The sequence below is a fragment of the Alexandriicola marinus genome, from assembly GCF_004000435.1.
Lineage (GTDB): Bacteria > Pseudomonadota > Alphaproteobacteria > Rhodobacterales > Rhodobacteraceae > Alexandriicola > Alexandriicola marinus.
Map to the genome: position 1 here is coordinate 39,302 of NZ_RBVZ01000002.1, position 20,359 is coordinate 59,660.

General features: G+C 66.6%; 20 protein-coding genes. 6 read left to right on the forward strand and 14 right to left on the reverse strand.

Going from position 1 to position 20,359, the window contains the following annotated elements; all coding sequences use genetic code 11:
- Position 1: 1 nt before the first annotated feature.
- Both EP376_RS06650 and mce read right to left on the reverse strand, forming a co-directional pair.
- Positions 2-292: a DUF1467 family protein gene (locus EP376_RS06650; protein WP_127654791.1), complete on the reverse strand. Its 291-nt coding sequence runs from the start codon at positions 290-292 to the stop codon at positions 2-4.
- 9 nt (positions 293-301) lie between these two features.
- On the reverse strand, positions 302-706 hold the full coding sequence (mce, locus tag EP376_RS06655) for a methylmalonyl-CoA epimerase (RefSeq protein ID WP_127654792.1): 405 nt from the start codon (positions 704-706) through the stop codon (positions 302-304).
- A 157-nt stretch (positions 707-863) separates the two neighbouring features.
- On the opposite strand from mce, the gene EP376_RS06660 reads away from it, so the two are divergent.
- The 4 genes from EP376_RS06660 (at position 864) to EP376_RS06675 (ending at position 6,128) form a co-directional block, all read left to right on the forward strand.
- Positions 864-1,580, forward strand: coding sequence for a response regulator (locus EP376_RS06660; protein ID WP_127654793.1), 717 nt, complete (start codon positions 864-866; stop codon positions 1,578-1,580).
- 232 nt (positions 1,581-1,812) lie between these two features.
- Positions 1,813-2,520: an ABC transporter ATP-binding protein gene (locus tag EP376_RS06665; RefSeq protein ID WP_127654794.1), complete on the forward strand. Its 708-nt coding sequence runs from the start codon at positions 1,813-1,815 to the stop codon at positions 2,518-2,520.
- The gene (locus tag EP376_RS06670) at positions 2,517-4,880 is read left to right on the forward strand and encodes an ABC transporter permease (protein WP_240652440.1); all 2,364 of its coding nucleotides are present in this window, start codon (positions 2,517-2,519) and stop codon (positions 4,878-4,880) included. Before EP376_RS06665 ends, EP376_RS06670 begins: the two co-directional genes overlap by 4 nt.
- 3 nt (positions 4,881-4,883) lie before the next feature.
- The gene (locus EP376_RS06675) at positions 4,884-6,128 is read left to right on the forward strand and encodes an efflux RND transporter periplasmic adaptor subunit (RefSeq protein WP_127654796.1); all 1,245 of its coding nucleotides are present in this window, start codon (positions 4,884-4,886) and stop codon (positions 6,126-6,128) included.
- A 6-nt stretch (positions 6,129-6,134) separates the two neighbouring features.
- Here EP376_RS06675 and EP376_RS06680 read toward each other — a convergent pair whose 3' ends face one another.
- Positions 6,135-6,626 carry a L,D-transpeptidase family protein gene (locus EP376_RS06680; RefSeq protein WP_127654797.1) on the reverse strand — a complete coding sequence of 164 codons (492 nt, stop codon included), beginning with the start codon at positions 6,624-6,626 and terminating at the stop codon, positions 6,135-6,137.
- Between the two features lie 79 nt (positions 6,627-6,705).
- Here EP376_RS06680 and mnmH point away from each other — a divergent pair, with 79 nt between their 5' ends.
- Positions 6,706-7,758, forward strand: a complete 1,053-nt coding sequence (gene mnmH / locus EP376_RS06685; RefSeq protein WP_127654798.1) for a tRNA 2-selenouridine(34) synthase MnmH — start codon at positions 6,706-6,708, stop codon at positions 7,756-7,758.
- On the opposite strand, the gene selD is transcribed toward mnmH, so the two are convergent.
- Genes selD through EP376_RS06720 form a run of 7 tightly spaced genes read right to left on the reverse strand, consistent with a single transcriptional unit; the run spans position 7,745 to position 15,912 of the window.
- Complete coding sequence (selD, locus tag EP376_RS06690; protein WP_127654799.1) at positions 7,745-9,910, reverse strand: selenide, water dikinase SelD; 2,166 nt, start codon at positions 9,908-9,910, stop codon at positions 7,745-7,747. The genes mnmH and selD overlap by 14 nt on opposite strands.
- A gap of 54 nt (positions 9,911-9,964) precedes the next feature.
- Entirely contained in the window at positions 9,965-10,522 is a 558-nt protein-coding gene (locus EP376_RS06695) for a pyridoxamine 5'-phosphate oxidase family protein (protein WP_127654800.1), read from the reverse strand.
- On the reverse strand, positions 10,515-11,546 hold the full coding sequence (locus tag EP376_RS06700; RefSeq protein WP_127654801.1) for a lipocalin-like domain-containing protein: 1,032 nt from the start codon (positions 11,544-11,546) through the stop codon (positions 10,515-10,517). The genes EP376_RS06695 and EP376_RS06700 overlap by 8 nt, the downstream gene beginning before the upstream one ends.
- Positions 11,536-13,938, reverse strand: a complete 2,403-nt coding sequence (locus EP376_RS06705) for an ABC transporter permease (RefSeq protein ID WP_127654802.1) — start codon at positions 13,936-13,938, stop codon at positions 11,536-11,538. Before EP376_RS06705 ends, EP376_RS06700 begins: the two co-directional genes overlap by 11 nt.
- Positions 13,935-14,603, reverse strand: coding sequence for an ABC transporter ATP-binding protein (locus tag EP376_RS06710; protein ID WP_127654803.1), 669 nt, complete (start codon positions 14,601-14,603; stop codon positions 13,935-13,937). The genes EP376_RS06705 and EP376_RS06710 overlap by 4 nt, the downstream gene beginning before the upstream one ends.
- Before the next feature lie 40 nt (positions 14,604-14,643).
- Entirely contained in the window at positions 14,644-14,904 is a 261-nt protein-coding gene (locus EP376_RS06715; protein WP_127654804.1) for a hypothetical protein, read from the reverse strand.
- A 54-nt stretch (positions 14,905-14,958) separates the two neighbouring features.
- A complete protein-coding gene (locus EP376_RS06720) occupies positions 14,959-15,912 on the reverse strand; it encodes a PLP-dependent cysteine synthase family protein (protein WP_127654805.1) in 954 nt (317 codons plus the stop codon).
- A 118-nt stretch (positions 15,913-16,030) separates the two neighbouring features.
- Between EP376_RS06720 and EP376_RS06725 the strand changes: the two genes are divergently transcribed.
- A complete protein-coding gene (locus tag EP376_RS06725) occupies positions 16,031-16,819 on the forward strand; it encodes a hypothetical protein (protein WP_127654806.1) in 789 nt (262 codons plus the stop codon).
- On the opposite strand, the gene tdh is transcribed toward EP376_RS06725, so the two are convergent.
- The 4 genes from tdh to EP376_RS06745 all read right to left on the reverse strand — a co-directional run bounded on the left by tdh (position 16,808) and on the right by EP376_RS06745 (position 20,305).
- Complete coding sequence (tdh, locus tag EP376_RS06730) at positions 16,808-17,857, reverse strand: L-threonine 3-dehydrogenase (RefSeq protein ID WP_127654807.1); 1,050 nt, start codon at positions 17,855-17,857, stop codon at positions 16,808-16,810. The genes EP376_RS06725 and tdh overlap by 12 nt on opposite strands.
- On the reverse strand, positions 17,854-18,486 hold the full coding sequence (locus tag EP376_RS06735; protein ID WP_127654808.1) for a class I SAM-dependent methyltransferase: 633 nt from the start codon (positions 18,484-18,486) through the stop codon (positions 17,854-17,856). Before EP376_RS06735 ends, tdh begins: the two co-directional genes overlap by 4 nt.
- Positions 18,483-19,664, reverse strand: a complete 1,182-nt coding sequence (locus EP376_RS06740; RefSeq protein ID WP_127654809.1) for a glycine C-acetyltransferase — start codon at positions 19,662-19,664, stop codon at positions 18,483-18,485. The genes EP376_RS06735 and EP376_RS06740 overlap by 4 nt, the downstream gene beginning before the upstream one ends.
- A gap of 74 nt (positions 19,665-19,738) precedes the next feature.
- Positions 19,739-20,305: a helix-turn-helix domain-containing protein gene (locus EP376_RS06745; protein ID WP_127654810.1), complete on the reverse strand. Its 567-nt coding sequence runs from the start codon at positions 20,303-20,305 to the stop codon at positions 19,739-19,741.
- Positions 20,306-20,359 lie beyond the last annotated feature (54 nt).

A 20,359-nucleotide genomic window follows, 5' to 3' on the forward strand; every position in this document is an offset into this window, starting at 1 on the left:
ATCACTTATCGAGCGAGACCTCGGGCGTCGCCATCCGGTTGAACCAGTCGATGTCGCGCACGCTGATCAGGCCCGACATGATCGTGCCCGCGATGATGACCCACAGGACAACCGTCCAGATCGTGATGATCTTGACCTTGTGACCCATGCGCAGATTCGTCGGCGCCGATTTGTGCGTGCCGGGCACGACCTCTCCCTCGTCGCCCTGCGTCGTCAAGTTGAGAGGCAGGACGATGAACAGGACCATGAACCAGATGACGGCAAACAGGACGATGGCTGACGTGATTCCCATTATGCGCCCTCAGACCTGTTCGAGTTCGATGAGGCAGCCGTTGAAATCCTTCGGATGCAGGAACAGGACCGGCTTGCCATGAGCGCCGATCTTCGGCTCTCCGGAGCCAAGGACACGGGCGCCCTGATCCGTCAGCCGGTTGCGCGCGGCCAGGATATCCTCGACCTCATAGCACATGTGATGGATGCCGCCCGAGGGATTTTTCTCAAGAAACCCGGCTATCGGGGAATTCTCGCCCAGCGGATACAGCAGTTCGACCTTGGTATTGGGCAACTCGATGAACACAACCGTCACACCGTGATCGGGTTCGTCCTGCGGCGGGCCCACCTCGGCGCCCAGCGTGTCGCGGTATTGGGCCGCGGCCGCCTCGAGGTCGGGAACGGCAATGGCGACGTGGTTCAGGCGTCCGATCATTATGAACCCTCCGGATTGGTCTTGCCCGACGCTTATGTCGCGTTGCCGGGGCCAACTCAACGCCCCCCTGCGAGGCGAAGCGTCGCGGGCATTAACACGTTCTTCATCATGACCGGCGAAGACTTCAGGGCAGAGCCGCTTGCTTCGGGAGACTGAGATGGATCGACTGGACCAGATGATGACGCCTCCGGCACCTACCAGGTCACGCCCCCTCCTTGGCACGACCTTTCTGCTGGTCGAGGATAGCCGTCTGACGGCCGAAAGCGTCAGGCTGATGTGCCTGCGGTCGGGGGCACGGATACGCCGTGCCGCATCGCTTGAGACCGCGCGGCGGCATCTGCGGGTCTATCGTCCGACCGTCGCGCTCATTGACATGACCCTGCCCGACGGTTCGGGCGCAGAGTTGATCGCCGAGATTGCCGCGACCCCCAATCTGGCCGGAACGATCATCGCGATCAGCGGCGATGCCACGATGGAGGATCAGGCAATCCGCGCCGGTGCTTCGGCCTTCATCCTCAAACCCCTGTCGCGGATCGCGGATTTCCAGGCCGCGATCCTGCCCCATCTTCCGCCCGAACGTCGCCCGGTCGGCCCACGGGCGATCATCGACATCTCGGTCGATCCCGACCCGGTCGCCTATCGCGACGATCTTCATCATGCCGCCGAAACCCTGCGCCAGGCCCGCAGCGAGGAAGACATCGCCTATGTCTCGCAATTCCTGTCGGGCGTTGCAGCAAGTGCCGGCGACAACGCCCTCGCCGATGCCGCCGGATCGCTTGGTCGGGCGGCCTATGCCGATGCGCCCCTGCCCGATCGGATCTCGTCGCTGAACGCCATGGTGCATTCCCGGATCAGCGGCTCCCGGCCGCTGTGATCCGGGCGCGTTCCGGCGCAGAAATCTGGGGCGCCAAGGACGGATCGACCGTGCGATCTTCGGCGCATCGCTGACAAAGACCCGCGCCCCGCCAGGCAGGCACGAGACGGGGCCAACCCCGATCCTGACGGCCACCACGATACCTGCCTGATACGTGCGAACCCTATCTTGATTTGGATCAGGGACGGGGCCCCCGCAAATGGCCAAAGTCACCCTTCAAAGGGGACGCAACATGGCCGAAACAGCCTTTCGGACAAAGGCACTGACCAAGACCTATGGCGAAGGCGCAGCCACCGTCCACGCCCTGCGGGGAGTCGATCTGGAGGTGCCGGCGGGCGAGATCGTTGTTCTGCTGGGCCCGAGCGGATCGGGCAAATCGACCCTTCTGAACATCCTCGGCGGTCTCGACCGGCCAACGGATGGGCAGGCCTTCTACCGCGATCAGGAACTGACCGCGATGACCGACCGCCAGCTGACCCGTTATCGGCGCGATCACGTCGGTTTCGTCTTTCAGTTCTACAACCTCATGCCCAGCCTGACGGCCCACGAGAATGTCGAACTGGTCACCGAGATCGCCCGCGATCCGATGGCCCCCGAAGAGGCCTTGCGCCTTGTGGGCCTGTCGGAACGGGTCGACCATTTTCCCGCCCAGATGTCGGGCGGTGAACAGCAGCGCGTGGCCATCGCCCGCGCCGTTGCCAAACAGCCCGCCGTCCTGTTCTGCGATGAACCGACAGGCGCGCTCGACAGCACGACGGGGCGCGCCGTTCTGAAGGTTCTGACGGATGTGAACGAAACCCTCGGCACCACGCTGATGATCGTGACCCATGCCGCGGCAACCGCCGAACTCGCCCACCGCGTCATCCATTTCGCGGATGGCCGAATCCGCGACGTGGTCACCAACACGACCCGCAAGACCGCCGAAGAGATCCACTGGTGAGCCCGCTGAACCACAAACTCCTGCGCGACCTGTGGCGCATGAAGGGACAGGCGATCGCCATTGGCCTCGTGATCGCGATGGGCGTGATGCTTCAGGTCATGATGTCGGGTCTCGTGACGACGCTCGACGGCACGCGGGCGGCCTATTACGACCGTTACCGCATGGCAGAGATCTTTGCCCCCGTGACCCGCGCGCCGGGGCACCTGGTCGATACCCTCGCCGCGATCCCCGGCGTGGCGCAGGCCGAGGGTCGGATCATCGGCGCGGCCCTGGTCGATCTGGAGGACAAACCCGCCCCGGTGCAGGCGCAGGCCGTCTCGCTGCCTGAACGGGGCGATCCGCGGCTCAACGCGATCTATCTTGCGGCGGGTCGCATGCCCGACCCGCTCAAACCGTCCGAGATCCTGCTTCTCGACGGGTTCGCAAAGGCCCATGACCTTGAACCCGGCGACACGCTGCGCGCCACGCTGAACGGAACCCGACGGGCTCTGAATATCGTGGGCCTCGCCCAGTCGCCTGAATTCCTCTACACGGCCGCCCCCGGCGAGCTTGTGCCCGACGACAGCCGCTTTGGCGTGATCTGGATGGGCCATTCCGGGATGACCGCGCTTTTCGACATGGACGGCGCCTTCAACGAGGCCGTCCTGAGGATGAGCCGGGATGCCAATGAAAACCGGATCATCGACGCGGTCGACCGGATCCTCGCACCCTATGGCGGGCGGGGCGCCTATCCGCTGGCCGATCAGTTCAGCCACAATTTCGTGGAGCAGGAGATCTCGGGATTGCGCGATGCCTCTTCGACGGTGCCGCCGCTGTTCCTTGCGGTGGCAGCCTTTCTGCTCAACATCGTGGTCAGCCGGATCGTGCAATCCGAACGCGAAGAGATCGGCCTTCTCAAGGCATTCGGCTATACCAACTTCGAGGTCGGCGCGCATTACTTCAACCTGATCCTTGTGATCGCCCTGGGCGGCGCACTTGCGGGCTGCCTTCTGGGGATCGGGATGGGCCGGCTGATGGTCGGCATCTACCTGCAATTCTTCAAATTTCCCTTCCTCGTCTTCCGGCTGGATCCGGCCTCTTTCGCGATCGGTGTCTCGGTCAGCGTGCTCGCGGCCTCGGCAGGCGGCATCTTCGTTCTGCGCAAGGTCTTCGAACTGACACCGGCCGTGGCGATGCGCCCGCCCGCGCCCGCCGATTACAGCCGGACGGGACGGGTCGGACGTCAGATCGCGTCATGGCTCGATCAACCCAGCCGCATGGTTCTGCGCCGGATCACGCGACAGCCGATCCGCATGGCCGGCGCAATGATCGGCGTGGCCTGCGGCATGGGGCTGTCTGCGGCGATGCTGTCGACCTATGCGGCCTTTGACGAAACCCTCGATCTGACGTTCAATGTGGTCGACCGTTCCGACCTTTCGGTCAGTTTCGCGGGGCCTGTCAGCGAAAGTGCGATCTTCTCTCTCATGTCGCATGACGGGATCATCCGGGCAGAGCCGGTGCGCCATGTCCCGGCGGTTCTGCGCAACGGACGGCACGAATACCAGGGTGCGTTGACCGGGCTCAGCACCGAGGCGCGGATGAACCGCGCCATTGACGCAAACCACGACCCGATCGTGATGCGCAGCGACGGGGTGATCCTGTCCTCGACGCTTGCCCGGATCCTGCGGATCGAGCCGGGCGACACGCTGGCCGTCGATGTCCGGGACGGACGGCAACCGGTGCTGGAGCTGCCCGTGGTGCAGGTCGCCGAAAGCTTTCTCGGCGCGCCCGCCTATCTGGAACTCGACGCGCTGAACCGCGCGCTGCGCGAGCCGGGCCGGATCACGGGCGCCTATCTGCGGATCGACGAGGCACAACAGGACGACGTGACCGAATGGCTCAAGAACCTGCCGGGGGTCGCGGGGGTCAGCCTGAAATCCGAGGCGCTTGCCGCGTTTGAGAGGCTGATGGACGAAGGGGCCGGATCGACCCGCTATGTCATGGGCACGCTCGCCTTCATCATCACCTTCGGCATCGTCTACAACGCAGCCCGCATCGCCTATGCCGAACGCGCGCGGGATCTGGCCTCGCTGCGCGTCATCGGCTTTACCCGGGGCGAGGTGGCGTTTGTGCTGCTGGGCGAGGTGGCCGTCGTCACGCTGGCCGCAATCCCCGTGGGTGCCGCGATTGCAATCGGCCTGTCGCGCCTGATCGCCACGGCCTATTCCAACGACATCTATTCGTTGCCGGTGACCATCGCGCCATCGGCCTTCGGCAACGCGGCGCTTGTCGTCGTGGGTGCCGCGATCTTTTCCGGTCTGATCGTCAAACGCGATCTTGATCGTTCCGAACTTGTGACCGCATTGAAGACAAGGGAGTAAATCATGGCTCGAGCACGGAAACGGTCTCGCCTGATACTGACCGCGATTGCCGCCCTGATCCTTGGTGCGGCCCTCGTCGCGGCCTTCTGGCCGCAGCCGATCCTTGTCGATTTCGGCGAGGTGACGCGGGGGCCGATGCGGGTGACGATCGACGAAGAAGGTCGCACCCAGGTCGAGGATATCTACGTCGTCTCGACCCCGGTCTCGGGCTTCCTCGAACGGGTGGCCGTCGAGGCCGGAGAACCCGTCATCGCTCGTGAGACCGTCGTGGCGAATATGCGCCCCTCGAATCCGGCCGCGCTTGACGTGCGGACCCGCGAACAGGCCCGCACCGCTGTCGACGCGGCGCAGGCCGCGCTGCGCCTGGCCCAGGCCGACAAGGCCTCTGCCGAGGCCGCCAACGAGCTTGCGATCATCGATCTCGACCGGGTCCGCCAGCTGGCCTCGACCGGCACGGCAAGCCAGGCCGCGCTCGACCGAGCCCAGACCAATGCCCGCGCCTCCGCCGCCGCGCTCCAGACAGCCGAGGCCGCGATCGCGATCCGCGAGGCGGAACTGGCCAATGCCCGCGCCCAGCTGATCGGTTTTGACGATCTGGCGCTTGCGCAGGCGATCAACGAAGGCTTCGGAGACGAGACCCCGCTTCACGCGCCGGTCAATGGCCGCATCCTGCGCATCCTGCAGGAGAGCGAGGGCGTTCTGCCCGCCGGCACCCCGATCCTCGAGATCGGCGATATCGAGACGGGTCTGCGCGTGGTGGTCGACCTGATTTCGTCAGACGCCGTGCGGGTCGAGGTTGGCGACCCGGTCGAGATCGTCGATTGGGGCGGGGATCTCACGCTACTGGGCACCGTTGACCGCATCGCGCCCTTCGGCACCACCAAGGTCTCGGCCCTGGGTGTCGAGGAACAGCGGGTTGGCGTCACCATCCGGTTCGAAAGCCCTGTCGAAGACAGGCCAAGCCTTGGCCATGGCTACCGGGTCGAGGCGCGAATCATCGTCTGGTCGGAGGATGATGTCCTGCGCGCGCCAAGTGCCGCGCTGTTCCGCGACGGCGATGGCTGGGCCGTCTTTCGGGTCGACGAGGCGGGCACGGCGCGCATGACGCCCGTCACGATCGGGCGCAACAACGGCATCCATGTCGAGATAACCGAAGGTCTGGACGGCGGGGAAGTGCTTGTTCTCTATCCGCCGGCAGGCCTTGCCGAAGGGGAACTGGTCGCCTCGCGCGCACTGGGCGACGGCTGAGGCCGGTCACACGATCACGCGCGATCCGATGCGGATGTTAGCCGCGATCCAGCGCAGGTCGTCGCGCGAGAATGCGATACAGCCCGCGGTGGGATAGCCCGGCCTGCGCCATTGATGCAGAAAGATCGCCGATCCCGCGCCACGCCGCGCGCGCGGCCAGTTCCAGTCGGTGATCAGGATCAGATCGTACATCCGATCGGCGCGGCGCAGCGTCTCGTGCGAATGGGGATAGGGCACCCGCACCATGAGGTTATAATCCTCGTGCCCCGGATCGTCGGACCACAGGTCGCCGGGCCGGATCGGCACCGCCCAGTCGTTGGGCCGCGCCATCCTGTCGGGCCGGTAGAGGCATCCCACGAGATCATGCACGCCGCGCGGCGTCGCGCCATCGCCCTCGCGCTTGGCGTCCGTCAGCCCCCCACGCCCGATCGAGCAGGGAAACCGGCGGCCCATGAACCGCAGATGGGTCGGGGTGAGGACAAGATCACTTGCGCGCATGGGTCAGAGATAGTCCTCTTTTCGCCAAGCCGCCAGTTGGGGCTTTCGAACCGGAAGCGCTCGGTCTAGATCCCGCGCCATGGCCATTTCATTCCCCTCGCTCGACGCGTTCCTCCAGCACGGCTTCGACTGCCTGATCGACGTCCGCTCCCCGGCCGAATACGCTGAGGATCACGTGCCCGGTGCGATCAACCTGCCCGTCCTGTCGAACGAGGAGCGGGCCGAGGTCGGCACGATCTACAAACAGATCAGCCCGTTCGATGCGCGCAAGATCGGCGGAGCGCTGGTCGCCCAGAACACCGCGCGCCACCTGCGCGACAGCCTTTCCCATCACGACGGATCATGGCGGCCGCTGGTCTATTGCTGGCGCGGCGGGCAACGCTCGGGGTTCTTCGGCTCCTTCCTGCGCGAGGTGGGCTGGCGCGCCGAGACGGTCGAGGGCGGCTACCGCAGTTTTCGGCGGCTCGTCCACGATCTGCTCTACGGAGAGACGTTGCCGCACCGGATCGTCCTGCTGGACGGCAATACCGGAACGGCCAAGACCGAGATCCTCAAGAAACTGCGCGACATGGGCGAACAGGTCCTCGACCTTGAGGGGCTGGCCGTTCACCGGGGCTCTTTGCTGGGGGGCATGTCGGACCCGCAGCCCGCGCAGAAAGGCTTCGAGACGGCCCTTGCCGCCCGGATCGCAGCGCTCGATCCCGCGCGCCCCGTGCTGGTCGAGGCCGAAAGCAGCAAGATCGGCCGCATCAATCTGCCGCCCGCGCTGTGGTCGGCGATGATCGCCGCGCCACGGATCGAGGTTTCGGCCCCGATGACGGCCCGCGCGGCGCATCTCGCACAGGATTATGCCGAGCAGCTTGATGATACTGAAGGTTTCATCGAGAAGCTTCAGCCTTTGCGCCAGTTTCGCAGCCATGCCGCGGTTGATCGCTGGGCCACGCTCCTGCGCGGCGGCGACAGGATCGGACTCGTCACCGCGCTGATGGAAGAGCATTACGATCCGACCTATGCCAAATCGCGCGCCGAAAAGGCGCCCGAGGTGATGGCGACACTACGCTCGGGCACGCTTGATCAGGCGGGGCAAATGGCGCTTTGCGCCCAGATCCAGAGCCTTCTCAAAGGAATGTGACGGCAGGCGGCCCTTCGACGATCCGACCGATCCGCGCGGCAGGATAGCCCTCGGCCAGCAATTGGCGAATCACCTCGTCGGCCCGCGCCTCGGGGATCGCTGCAAGCAGTCCGCCTGCCGTCTGAGGATCGAACATCAGATCCCCACGCGGGCCGTCGGCCCCGATGATGACGCCCGCGCCCTGCCGGTTGGCGGGCAGAAGGCTGCTGGATTGACCGGCCTCCGACAGGGCAAGCGCCCCATCCATCAGCGGCACATCGGCAAGGACGACTTCGGCCGCGACGCCCGAGGCTGCACATATCCCGGACAGGTGGCCCGCAAGGCCAAAGCCCGTCACATCGGTCATCGCCGAGGCACCGGCGAGACACCGACTGGCCGCCCCCTGAGGCTGCTGCATATGTGCGAGGCAGGCCGCCACGACCCCGCCCGGCGCGGCCGAGGCCATCTCGGCGGCGAAGATCACCCCCGATCCCAAGGGCTTGGTCAGGATCAGAACGTCACCGGGCCGGGCACCCTCAAGCGTGATCGGAGGCGCCTCGCACAGGCCCGTCACCGTAAACCCGATCGTCAGCTCAGAACCGACCGAGGAATGCCCGCCCACGATCGCGGCACCGGCCTCTGCCATGACCTCACCCGCGCCATCCATGATCTCGGCCAGCGTCCGCCGCTGAAGACCATCCGACAGGCGCGGCAGGATCACGCTTGCCGTGGCGGCCTGCGGACTGGCACCCATGGCCCAGACATCGCCCAGCGCATGAAGCGCCGCGATCCGGGCCATGACATAGGGATCGAACGTCAGCGCGCGCAGATGATCCGTGCTGATGACCTGCCGCGCGTCCGCAAATTTCAGGATCGCGGCATCGTCGCCCGCGACGCTTTCGACATCGGGCCGCGTCGCGCCCCGGGACCGCGCCAGCACCTCGGTGAGCGCGCCGCGACCGACCTTCGCACCGCAGCCGCCGCACATCGGCTTGGGGCCCAGCGCCTCGGCCATCCCCTCGGCGTAAAGCGAGGGCAAATCGGGTTGCCCCATGACCGGCAAATCCCTGAACTTGTTCATGAACTTGCGGTCGATCCGATCCTTCAACCGCCAGAGGGTCGCCCCGGAATAGCCGCGGCCCCACTTTTCAGCCATCGCCGTCTTGTCGCCAAGGGACACCAGCTTGAGGTAATCCGATTGCGGCCGATAGGGCCGCATGACCCCGCCGGCCAGCGAGGCCTCGAGGTTTTCCAGCAGGATCGGTGCCTGCCGCACCGCGTAGACGCCGGCCTTGGGCCGCGGCGCATGGGACAGGTGGGCACAATCGCCCACGGCAAAGACCGCCGGATCGCTGGATTGCAGGGTCGGCCCGACCGAGATGAAGCCCCCCTCAAGACCCAGCGCCAGTTTCGTCTGCCAGTCATGCGGCCGCGCCCCCGCTGCCCCGACCGTGAAGTCCGACGCAATGCGCCGCCCGTCCTCCAGCACGACTGCATCTGCCCGAACCTCGGCGACGGACGCATCCTCGATCACCGTGACGCCCAGACGCACGAGCGCATCGACCAGGATGCGCCGTCCCGTGACGGTCGCCTCGGTCAAGGCGCGGGATCTGTCGATCAAATGAATCTCTGCCTGCCTGCCGCGCTGGTTCAGGGCATGCGCCATCGCCATCGCCAGTTCCGCCCCCGCGACACCGCCTCCGATCACCGCGACCCGTGCGGGCCCCTCTGCGGCGCGGAACGCATCCCAACGGTGGGCAAACGGGGTCAGCGGCTTGGCCGGAACGCCATGTTCGGCGAAACCGGGCAATGCCGGCATGGCCGAGGTGATGCCCACATCGAAAGAGGCCACGTCGAAGGCGACCGGCGGGCGCCCCTCGACCGTGATCGCCCTCGCCTCGAGGTCAAGGCCAGTCGCCCGCGCCATGATCAGCCGCGCCCCGGCAAACCGGGCCAGCTGAACCAGATCGATATCCAGTTCCTCCCGGGTGTAGTGGCCCGCGACAAATCCCGGCAGCATGCCCGAATAGGCCGCCGTCGGCGCCGGGTCGATCAGCGTCAGGCGCGCACCCGCCAGCGGGTTCATGCCCCATTTGCGCAGCACCAGCGCATGTGTGTGCCCCCCGCCCACAAGGACGAGGTCGCGTGTCATCGGAAGGTCAGCTTTCATCATGACCCGGATCTACCTCGCCACGGCAGGCTGAACCATGCAAAGTTTCGTCATGTCTCAGGGGCTGATCCAGTGGCCTTGCCAGTCGCCGCGATCTTCGAAGATGGCACGCTTGTGAACGTCGCCCAGATAGAGAAAGTCGAACCGGATGACGCGCAGGTCGATCACGACGAAACTGTCGGGATCGGACGTCACCTCATAGCCGAGTGCGGCGTCAATCGCCGTGCCCGCGGGCGGCGCCTTGCCATAGGACGTGCGCGCGGAGGCTGGCATCGCCGACCATGCCGCGCCGACGGCCGCCCCATGGCGCAGCCCGGCCTCGCAGCGCAGGCGCAGCTGGTGGCACGTCTCCGGGTGCCAGACATGGACCTCGGCCCTTGGGAGCGCGCGAAGCGCGGCCACCTTTTCCGTCGCGAGATCGGTCTGGATCGTCAACCGGCCCGCATCCAGATCCGCGGCGCGGAGAGCGACTGTCCGTGCCTCGGGCCAGCCGTCGGGGCTATGGGTTGCAAAGGTCACGTGTCGCGCGCCCGGGCCGCGATCGGCCACGGCGCGCGCAAGCGTCGTGCGGGCCGCATCCAGCGCGGCGCCAAGGTCTGCGGGTCCGTCACTCATAGCCTGTCATCTCCAGATATCCCCGGCCCGAATGGCTCCCCTCGAAGGAGACCGGCCCTTCCCAATAGGGCACCGTCACGTCCATCCAGGCATCCTGCCGCACCGCATCGACACGAATGTCGACGCCCTGATCTTCAAGCGTCACGCGCCAGCCGACCGGCACGTCCCGGCCCGCGACACGGACTTCTTCCAACGGCTCGACCGCGAAGGCACCATCGGGGTAGGCCGTCAGGCTGCCGTCCGGCGCGATCCAGGACGCGGCGGTGAAATCGGTCTCACCGCGCAGCCGGAACCCCATCAGACGCGCGCCGTCGTCAAAGACAAGCGAAAACCAGTCCCATCCGTCCTGATCGTCCGACAGCGGCTGCGACGACCATTCCCGGTCAAGCCAGGCGTGGCCCTCAAGGGCGACTTCGCCATCGGGCAGAACAAGCTCCCCTTCGATGCGGAAAAACGGCTGGGAATAGTAGTAGGAGGCCTGACCGTCGCCGGACTTGACCGAGTAGCCATCCTGCCCGTGAAAGACCAGCGGACCTTCGGCCACAAGGGTCATGTCATAGGCGAAATCGGGGGCCGAGGCGCGCAGGCGCATCCGGTCGAAGTCCGGGCCCGTCATCTCCCAATCGTCGATCCAGGCTGAAAACGGCGCGGCCTGCACCCCGGCCTGACCTGTCCCGCCCCGGGCAAAGCGTTCGGTCGACAGATGCGCCTGAGGCGTGGTGACGGCAGCATGGCCCATCCAGATCTGACGCTCATCCCCGAGCGGCAGGTCGGGGGCGAGGGCAAAGCGGAACAGCGTCCATTGCAGGCCGTACTGGCTCCCATCGGGGGCGTCGAGATTGGCCGTCAGATACCACCATTCGATGCGGTAGTCGGGATGCGCGCCGTGATCGGCTGGAAAGCTGAAGACCCGGCCCGGTTCAGGATCGGAGAAGCCCTCGGCATCGGTGCCAAGCCCGCCAAACCCCTGCGCCGCGGCCGCGAAGGGCCACAGGATCAGGAAGAGGAGGAGCCTAACGTTCATTGGAGAACACCTTCAGCAGCTCGGCCGGTGGGGTCCGCGACAGCCGCCGTGCCGGCCAGAGGGCCGCAAGGACAGAGGCCAGAAGCGCAAGCGCCCCCAGCCTGAGATAATCCAGCGGGAACAGATACATCGGCAACCGCCAGCCGAAGGCCTCGACATTGACAACCGCCAGAAGAGCCCAGGCCAGCGCAAGCCCCAAGGGAAGCGCGGCCAGCGTCGTGAGTGCCGCGAGCAGGACCGCGCGCGCCAGCTCGATCCGACCGATCACGCGGCGGCCCACGCCAAGCGCCCAGACCGGGGCCAGCTGCGGCACGCGCAGGGCGGCCAGCGTCAGAAGGCTCATCAGGATGGCAAAGCCCGCCACGGCAAGCGTCAGAACATTCAGCGCACCGGTCACGGTGAACGTCCGGTCAAAGACGCTCAGGGACAGGGCCTTGATCGAGGCCTGATCGACAAAGGCCTGCTCGGGCAGATCGAGACTCTCCCGCGCTTCGGCGACGAAATCCGGCACCTCTGCTGGCGGCAGGCGGATGCCGAAATTCAACGGCTCCACCTCGGGCCAGAGGCTGCGGAAAAGGGCCTCGCCCATGATCACCTGACCGATCGGATTGCCGTAATCGCCATAGACCCCGAGGATCGGCAGCCCTTGTGCCGGCCCGACATCGACCGCGTCGCCCAGCGCCAGCCCGGCCCGTCGGGCCAGCTGTTCATTGACCAGCACGCCCGCCCCACGGCCCAGTTCGTCCCATGCCGCGCCGGTTTCGGCCAGCAGGGCCCAATTCTCGCGATAGGTCGCGTCATCGCGGGCGCCATAGACCTCGGACGGCAGCCCAGCCACGGTCTCATCGACCGACATCAGGGGCAGGATCGCGCGGGCACGGCCCTCGGCGAAATCGGTGAAGGCCGCCGCCTGTCCGGGGCTGTCCGTCCGGACATACAGCTCCGACGCAAGCCGCTGGTCGAGGAAGCCCACGAAGGTCAGCCGGAACGACGACACCATCGTCGAGACGCCCACATTGGCCGCCATCGCCAGCAAGAGCGCCATCAGTGCCAGCGACAATCCCGGCACCTGCTGCCGCGTGTCGGCCCAGAACCATTGCCGAAGCCCCGGTTCGGCCCGGCCCAGCCCGATCGCCAGAACCAGATCGATGATGCCGGGCAGCAGCAGCGCCGCCCCGATCAGCATCGCCCCCAGAAGCCCGAACCCGGCGGCCAGCCCCTCGCCCCAAAGGGCCAGCGCGCCCGCGCCTGCCAGAAGCGCCAGACCCGCGGCCCATTGCAGCCTGAGCCCCCGTCCCGAGGCCATCGACCAGGCCCTCGGTCTTGCCGAGGCGAGGATCGGCATCCGCGCGATCCGCCACAGGGCCGCGCCAGAGGCCGCCGCCGTACCGGCCAGCGCGATGCCCAAGCCCGAGATCCACCATTCGGGACGCAACGACACCGCGCCACCCACCTCGGCGCCATATAGGCCGCGCAGCGTGGCGGCCACATCGGGCAAGAGCGCTGCGGCGATCAGATAGCCAAGCGCCACGCCGATCCCGCCGGCGACCAGCGCGATCAGAACCAGCTCCACCGCAAGCGCCGCGACAAGCCGGCCAAGCGGCACGCCCAGCGCCCGCATGGTGCGCACCATCCCACGCCGCTGTTCGAAGGTCAGCCCGATCGCGCCATTCACGATGAAGAGCCCGACCGCGAAGCTGAGAAACCCAAAGGCCGTGAGGTTGAGATGGAAACTGTCGGTCAGCTGCGCGACATCCGTTTCACCCGCCGCACGTGTCAGCCGCAGCCCCGGCGCCACCTCGTCAAGCGGCGGGCGGCCCAGCGGCTGATCGGGCAAGAGTATCAGGCTGCCCACAACATCGCCCCGGCCCATGATGCGCTGCGCGAGGCGGAGATCCGTCAACACGGTTCCCGGGGCAGCCTCCGGCAGGATGACCGTCTCGGGCGTCGGGTCCAGCGCGGCCGCGACCGCCCCGACCGTGGCCTCCGCGCCCCAGACCACGCCCCGTTCGGGCGGAATGACCTGCGGCGCGTCGCCCTGTGGTCCGGTCGCCGGAGCAAGCCCAGCGGGGGCTGTCAGCGGATCGATCCCCAGAACGGTGACCCCGGCGACCTCGGTCTCGATCACCGGACTGACAAGCCAGCCCGCCCGGCGCAGTGCCACGAAGGTGTCGAATGGGATCGAAGCGCCCGACGGATCGTCAAGCCTGTCGAACAGGCCCTGATCCAGGGTCCGCGCCGCCCCGTCGTAGCTGGCCCGCGCCTCGGCATTGATCGCCTGCACCCCGGACCAGAGCGCTGTCGCCAGCGCGAGCCCTGCCAGAACCGTGAACAATTGCAGGGGATTGCGTCGCCAGTGACCGACAAAGCCGCGCAGGATCGTGGGGATCACGCCGCTGCCTCCGAGATGCGGCCACCGCTCAGGCGGACCCGCCGGCCCATGCGCGCGGCCACCTGATCGGAATGGGTCACCACCAGCAACGACACGCCGGTCGCGGTCACGAGATCGAGCATCAGGTCCAGCACGTCACCGGCGCTTGCCTCATCAAGGTTGCCCGTCGGCTCATCGGCCAGAAGAAGCCTTGGCCGCGCGGCAAGCGCCCGCGCGATCGCGACCCGCTGCTGCTGTCCGCCCGAAAGCGTCTCGGGATATTGGTCACGCTGCGCAGCAATGCCCAGCGCCTCGGCCAGTTCGGTGGCGCGGGCGGGATCGTAACGGCCGGCAAGGCGCGCCTGAAAGGCGATGTTGTCGGCCACGGACAGAGACGGGATCAGGTTGAACTGCTGAAACACGATGCCAACGGTTTCGCGGCGGAACCGGGCGCGCCCGGCCTCGCCCAGACCGGCAAGCGCCGTGCCATCGACCTCGATCGTGCCGTCATCGGGAGCATCCAGCCCGCCGATCAGGTGAAGAAGCGTGCTTTTACCGCTCCCGCTTTCGCCGGTCAGGGCAAGCGTCTCACCACCGCCGAGCGTCAGGCTGATACCCTGAAGGACAGGCACCGGGCCTGCCGCACCGGCATAGGATTTCCGCACATCGCGCACATCAAGAAGCATGGTCGTGACTTAACCCATTCTGGCAGGGGGGAAAGGGGCGTCATGCCGCGGCGGCGATCATCCACATCTGCAGGAAGATCGACCCGAAAAGGACAAGCGTCAGAACCAGAAGCCTGCGCCTTTCGGGCCGGGTGTCGGGGTCTTTCAGCCAGATCCCCCAATATCGCAGCGTCGAGAACGGGCCGGGGAAGGTCACGCCCAAGTCGCGCGCCGCGCGTTTGCGCAGGCGGAACATCGCGACGAACATCTGCGCCGCCCAAAGCACGAAGACGACGCCTTGCAGGATCATGAGCCACGGCATGCCCGATCAAGAGCGGCCTTTGCCCGTGGCGTCAAGGCGTCGCGTGCCGGGCGCTCATAGCCAGAGGTCGGTCGAGAGATACTTCAGGCCGCTGTCGCAGATCACCACCCCCACGACACCGCCCCGCTCCGGCCCGGCCAGCAGGGCAGCCGCTGCCGCCACGTTCGCGCCTCCGGAAAAGCCGCCGAAGATACCCTCTTCCCGGGCCAGCGCGCGGGCAGTGTCGCGGGCCTCGTCGCCCGTCACGGTGACGAAGCCATCGATCCGCGCGCCGTCGAGGAATGTCAGATCGGCCCGCGCATAGCCGCCGCCCTGTATCGGATGGCCCGGCGCCGTGACCGGTGCGCCGGAGGCAGCGGCAGCACCTTCGGGCTCCACGACGTAGCCGCGCACATCGCCCAGCCGGCCCAGCGCCGCGATGGTGCCCGCATAGGTGCCGCCCGAGCCCACGAAATCCGCGAAAGCCGTCAGGGTGCCGCCACTGTCGGCCCAAAGTTCTGGCCCCGTCCCTGTCTCATGTGCCGCCGGATTGCCCTGCCGTTCGAACTGATCGGCCCGAAACGCATCCCGGGCCCGGGTGATCCGTCTGGCCGTCGCCTCCACCAGATCGAGATCGGCACCCGAGACTTCGCCCACGCGTGACCCGGGCGCCTGATCGACGAGCACGACCTCGGCCCCCAACGCGGCCATCATCCGCGCCCGCTCGACCGAATTGCCCCGCGACATGACGGCGACGAAGGGATGGCCCAGCTGAGCGCAAACGATGGCAAGGCCGGTGCCCATATTGCCCGATGTCAGCTCGACCACCGTCTGACCGGGCACAAGCGCACCCGAGGCGCGGGCCTCGTTGATCACGCCAAGGGCGGCGCGGTCCTTTTTCGAGAAGCCGGGATTGAGGTAGTCGAGCTTGGCCAGTATCCGCCCCTCCAGCCCGCGCGCGGCGGTGAACCGGTCAAGCCAGACCGACGGCGTGTCGCCAATGACATCCAGTATCGAAGCATGAGCCACGTCCAGTCTCCTCCGGGCATTTTCAGGGCCGACAGGCGGCCGCGTTGACCTGCATCATGTCCGGTCGGACGGCGTCATGCCAGTAGTGGGATGAGTTCAAGAACCTGAGCCCGGCCCAATGACCGAATCCACGACCCTGCCGCTGATCCGCAACCTGAGCCTGGCCACCGCCGCACTTGCCGCCCTCGTTGCCGGATACTCGCTTGCCGATCCCGGCATCTACCGGCCATTGACGCCCGATCCGCTGATGCCGGGGAGCCTGTCGCAGGACATCGGGACGCTGATCTGCGCGGGCCTTGTTGCCTTTACGGTCGCCGACAAGGCGCGAAACGCGGCCTGGTGGCTGATCTGGGCAGGTGCGATGGCCTATCTCGCCTATGGATATGCGCTCTATTCCTTCGAGGCGCTCTACAATCCGCTCTACCTCGGCTACATCGCGATCTTCGCGCTCTCGATCTGGACACTTGGTCTTTTTGCCACCCGGTCAGGGATACGCGTCACCGCGTCATGGCCCGCGCCACCACGGCGCGCGACAGCGATCCTCCTGATCCTTCTGACCGCGCTCTTTCTCATGCTGTGGCTGTCGATCATGCTTCCGGCGATGGCACGCCGGGAGGTGCCCCTCGCAAGCACGATCTTCGTTCTGGATTTCTCGATCGTGCTGCCCGCGCTTGCAGTCTGTGCCCTGTCGCTCTGGCAGGGTCGGCAGCTTGGTGATCTGCTGGCCGTTCCCCTCTTGATGAAATCCGCGAGCATCGGATTGTCGGTTCTTGGCGGAACGCTTCTGGGGCCGTTCTACGGGCTGCCGATCGCGCTCGAAGAGGTCGCGACCTACGCGGTGCTCGGTCTTCTGCCGCCGATATTCATGGCGCTTTTCCTGCGGCGCATCCGGGTTTCAATCGGATGATCCGGTCCAGTCGAGCACGACCTTGCCGGACCGCCCCGACAGCATCGCCTCGAAGCCCTCGCGAAAATCCGACACCGGGAAGCGGTGGGTAATGACTGGCCGCACGTCGAGGCCGTTCTCCAGCATCGCGATCATCTTGTACCATGTCTCGAATATCTCGCGGCCATAGACGCCCTTGATCGTAATCGCCTTGAAGACGATCCGCAACCAGTCGACAGGAGACTTTCCGGGCGGAATACCCAGAAGCGCGATGCGCCCGCCCATGACCAGCGCCTCGACCATCTGGTCGAGCGCGGCCTGATTGCCCGACATCTCGAGCCCGACGTCAAAGCCCTGTTTCATGCCGAGCCGCGCGATCACGTCTTCAAGCTGCTCCTCGGCCACGTTGACCGGCACGCAATTCGCCACGCGGGTGGCAAGGGCCAGACGATCGGGATTGATATCGGTGATCACCACATGGCGCGCGCCCACGTGGCGGGCGACGGCGGCGGCCATTATGCCGATGGGCCCCGCCCCCGTAATCAGGACATCCTCGCCGATCAGATCAAAGCTCAGCGCGGTGTGAACCGCATTGCCCAACGGATCGAGGATCGCGCCGATCTCGTCGTCGATGGCGTCGGGCAAGGGCACGACGTTGAAGGCCGGAAGCCGCAGGTATTCCGCGAAGGCCCCCTGTTCGTTGACCCCGATGCCGCGGGTGCCCGGATCGAGGTGAAACTTGCCTGCGCGCGACTGGCGGCTTTCGTGGCCGATCAGATGACCCTCGCCCGAACAGCGCTGCCCGATCGTCAGGCCGGTCACATGGCGGCCAAGCTCCACGATCTCGCCCGCGAATTCATGTCCGGTGATCATCGGCACGGGCACGGTATGGGCGGCCCAATCGTCCCAGTTCCAGATGTGAATATCGGTGCCGCAGATACCGGTCTTGTTGATCCGGATCAGTACGTCATCGGGCCCGATCTCGGGCACCGGCGCCTCGACCCGCCACAAGCCCGGCTCGGGGCGGGATTTTTCCAGCGCTGCCATCATGTTGCTCATGCGAGGTCCCCCGGAAAATCGAAGACGAGCCAGCACCAGCTGATCTCCGCCATCTTGTTGTGGGTCTGCGCGGAGGAGGCCGATTGCTGATCGACAAGGACAAAACCCGCGGCGCGAGCCTGTGCGATCGCGGGCTCCGGCTCGGCCTCGAAGGTCAGCCGCCCGTCGACGTCTGCGGAACGTCGCAGCGAGACGATCAGTCGGCCCCCCGGTTTCACAAGTGCCGCCGCACGCTCCAGCGTCCGGACCCGCATCGCGGGGTCGAGATGGTGCCAGACGGCGCACAGCCACAAGAGATCGAACTCCCCGTCCCGGCCGTCCAGTGACGCCAGATCGGGCAGCGCATCGGTGATCCATTCGATCCGGTCACCGGTGGCAAGGGACGCGGCCTGTGCGGAAAGCTCGACCACCGGCTCGACGGCGACCACGCTGTGACCACGCGCTGCGAACCACGCCGCATCGCGTCCGCTGCCGGCGCCCAGGTCGAGGATGCGCAGCGGCCCCTCGGGGATATGCGCCATCACTGGCGCAAGAAATTCGTCGGCATCCACCTCCCGAAACCGCTGACCCAGATCGGCCGCATGGCTGCGATAGCTATCGAGTATCGCATCGGTGTCGGCCCCGCTCATGATGAGGCCGCCTTCGCGCGTTCGAAGGCGTCGAGCGCGGCATCCAGATCGGCGCGGCTCAGGGCGGCGTTCATCTGGGTTCGTATCCGGGCGCGGCCTTCGGGCACGACGGGATAGACAAAGCCCTTGACTAGAACCCCGAGGTCCAGAAGCCGGGCGGCCAGTTCCTGGGCACGGCGCGCGTCATAGGTCATGACGGGGACGATAGGATGCTCTCCGGGCAGGCAGTCAAAGCCCCGCGCCTCGAGCCCCGCGCGCCAATAGGCGGTGTTCTCGAACAACTTGGCGCGCAGATCGTCGCCCGCCTCGACAAGGTCGAGAGCGGCAAGCGAAGCCGCGGCCACCGCAGGCGGCAGGCTGTTGGAAAACAGGTAGGGCCTCGCCCGCTGGCGCAGCAGATCGACCACCGGCTGCGACGCCGCGACATAGCCGCCGATCCCGCCGCCCAGCGCCTTGCCCAGCGTGCCGGTCAGGATATCGGCACGCAGGCCGAAATGCGCGGGCGTCCCCGCCCCCTTTGGCCCCATGAAGCCAGTCGCATGGCAATCATCCACCATGACAAGCGCGTCATAGCGATCGGCCAGCGCCCGGATCTCGGGCAGTTTGGCGAGGTAGCCATCCATGGAAAAGACGCCGTCCGTGGCGATCATCACATGCCGGGCCCCGCCGTCCCGTGCTTCCCTCAGCCGGGCCTCAAGTTCGTTTATGTCCGAGTTCGCGAAGCGATAGCGGCGTGCCTTGCACAGCCGGATGCCATCGATGATCGACGCGTGGTTCAGCGCGTCAGAGATCACGGCATCCTCGGGTCCCAGAAGCGGCTCGAACACCGCGCCGTTCGCGTCGAAGCAGGCGGCGAACAGGATCGCGTCATCCTGCCCCAGAAAGGCCGCAAGCCGCTGTTCCAGCTGTCGGTGCAGGTCTTGCGTGCCGCAGATGAACCGGACGGACGCCATGCCCCAGCCATGGGTGTCCATCGCCTCGGAGGCCGCGGCGATCAGGGCCGGATGATCGGCCAGACCGAGGTAATTGTTGGCGCACAGGTTGATCAGGTCGCGCCCCTCGCCCGTCATGACATGACTTGCCTGCGGCGAGGTGAGTTCCGTCTCGGTCTTCCACAACCCAGCCTCCCGGATCTCGGTCAGGCGGTCGACGATGTCATTGTGAAATGCTTGGGTCATAATGCCTCCTGAGAACAATTATCCAATATTTAGGACAAAATGTCAACTTAACGGACACGAGGCCGGCTCGTGACCTAGGGCGTGACCACGATCAGAAAGACCCGCGCCGCGCCGCCATCGGCCCGGATCGCATGGGGCAGATCGGCGGCATAGCGGGCGGTATCGCCCGGGCCCAGCCGCTCTTCGGCCTCGCCCGACCGGATCAGGACAGAGCCCTCCAGCACGCTGAGCTGTTCGGAGGCGCCGGGCCCGTGCGGATCGCTCTCGAGCGCGCCACCGGCTGCAAGCGTGATGTCATAGACCTCGTGCGCGCCGACCTGTTCCGGCGCCGAAAGGATGCGAATGCGGCAGCCGTGACCGATCCCGGTGATCGACGGCACCTGCCCGGCCCGGACAACCTCGATCCCGCGAGACGCGGTCCCGGCATCCAGAAGGCCCGCGAAATCGACACCCAGCGCCCGGGTCAGGTTCCACAGCGTGGCCACGGTGGGCGACGAATCCCCGCGCTCGATCTGGCTGACCATGCTGCGCGAGACGCCCGAGAGCTTGGCCACCGCATCCAGCGACAGCCCCTGCGCCTGCCGCGCCTCTCGCAGGCGGGTGGGCAAACGTTTCAGGATATCGTCGGCGGCCTCCGTCATAACGGAAGTTGGGCGATATCGGCGCGGTCTTGTCAAGCGACCAGAACCGGACGA

Excerpts from the sequence above, each read along its gene's own strand:
- selD (WP_127654799.1), bottom strand. The coding sequence starts at position 9,910 with ATGATGAAAGCTGACCTTCCGATGACACGCGACCTCGTCCTTGTGGGC.
- EP376_RS06700 (WP_127654801.1), bottom strand. The coding sequence starts at position 11,546 with ATGAACGTTAGGCTCCTCCTCTTCCTGATCCTGTGGCCCTTCGCGGCC.
- EP376_RS06675 (WP_127654796.1), top strand. The coding sequence starts at position 4,884 with ATGGCTCGAGCACGGAAACGGTCTCGCCTGATACTGACCGCGATTGCC.
- EP376_RS06715 (WP_127654804.1), bottom strand. The coding sequence starts at position 14,904 with ATGCCGTGGCTCATGATCCTGCAAGGCGTCGTCTTCGTGCTTTGGGCG.
- EP376_RS06710 (WP_127654803.1), bottom strand. The coding sequence starts at position 14,603 with ATGCTTCTTGATGTGCGCGATGTGCGGAAATCCTATGCCGGTGCGGCA.
- EP376_RS06745 (WP_127654810.1), bottom strand. The coding sequence starts at position 20,305 with ATGACGGAGGCCGCCGACGATATCCTGAAACGTTTGCCCACCCGCCTG.
- EP376_RS06740 (WP_127654809.1), bottom strand. The coding sequence starts at position 19,664 with ATGACCCAAGCATTTCACAATGACATCGTCGACCGCCTGACCGAGATC.
- EP376_RS06725 (WP_127654806.1), top strand. The coding sequence starts at position 16,031 with ATGACCGAATCCACGACCCTGCCGCTGATCCGCAACCTGAGCCTGGCC.
- EP376_RS06695 (WP_127654800.1), bottom strand. The coding sequence starts at position 10,522 with ATGAGTGACGGACCCGCAGACCTTGGCGCCGCGCTGGATGCGGCCCGC.
- EP376_RS06650 (WP_127654791.1), bottom strand. The coding sequence starts at position 292 with ATGGGAATCACGTCAGCCATCGTCCTGTTTGCCGTCATCTGGTTCATG.
- EP376_RS06665 (WP_127654794.1), top strand. The coding sequence starts at position 1,813 with ATGGCCGAAACAGCCTTTCGGACAAAGGCACTGACCAAGACCTATGGC.
- EP376_RS06680 (WP_127654797.1), bottom strand. The coding sequence starts at position 6,626 with ATGCGCGCAAGTGATCTTGTCCTCACCCCGACCCATCTGCGGTTCATG.
- EP376_RS06735 (WP_127654808.1), bottom strand. The coding sequence starts at position 18,486 with ATGAGCGGGGCCGACACCGATGCGATACTCGATAGCTATCGCAGCCAT.
- mnmH (WP_127654798.1), top strand. The coding sequence starts at position 6,706 with ATGGCCATTTCATTCCCCTCGCTCGACGCGTTCCTCCAGCACGGCTTC.
- EP376_RS06660 (WP_127654793.1), top strand. The coding sequence starts at position 864 with ATGGATCGACTGGACCAGATGATGACGCCTCCGGCACCTACCAGGTCA.
- mce (WP_127654792.1), bottom strand. The coding sequence starts at position 706 with ATGATCGGACGCCTGAACCACGTCGCCATTGCCGTTCCCGACCTCGAG.
- tdh (WP_127654807.1), bottom strand. The coding sequence starts at position 17,857 with ATGAGCAACATGATGGCAGCGCTGGAAAAATCCCGCCCCGAGCCGGGC.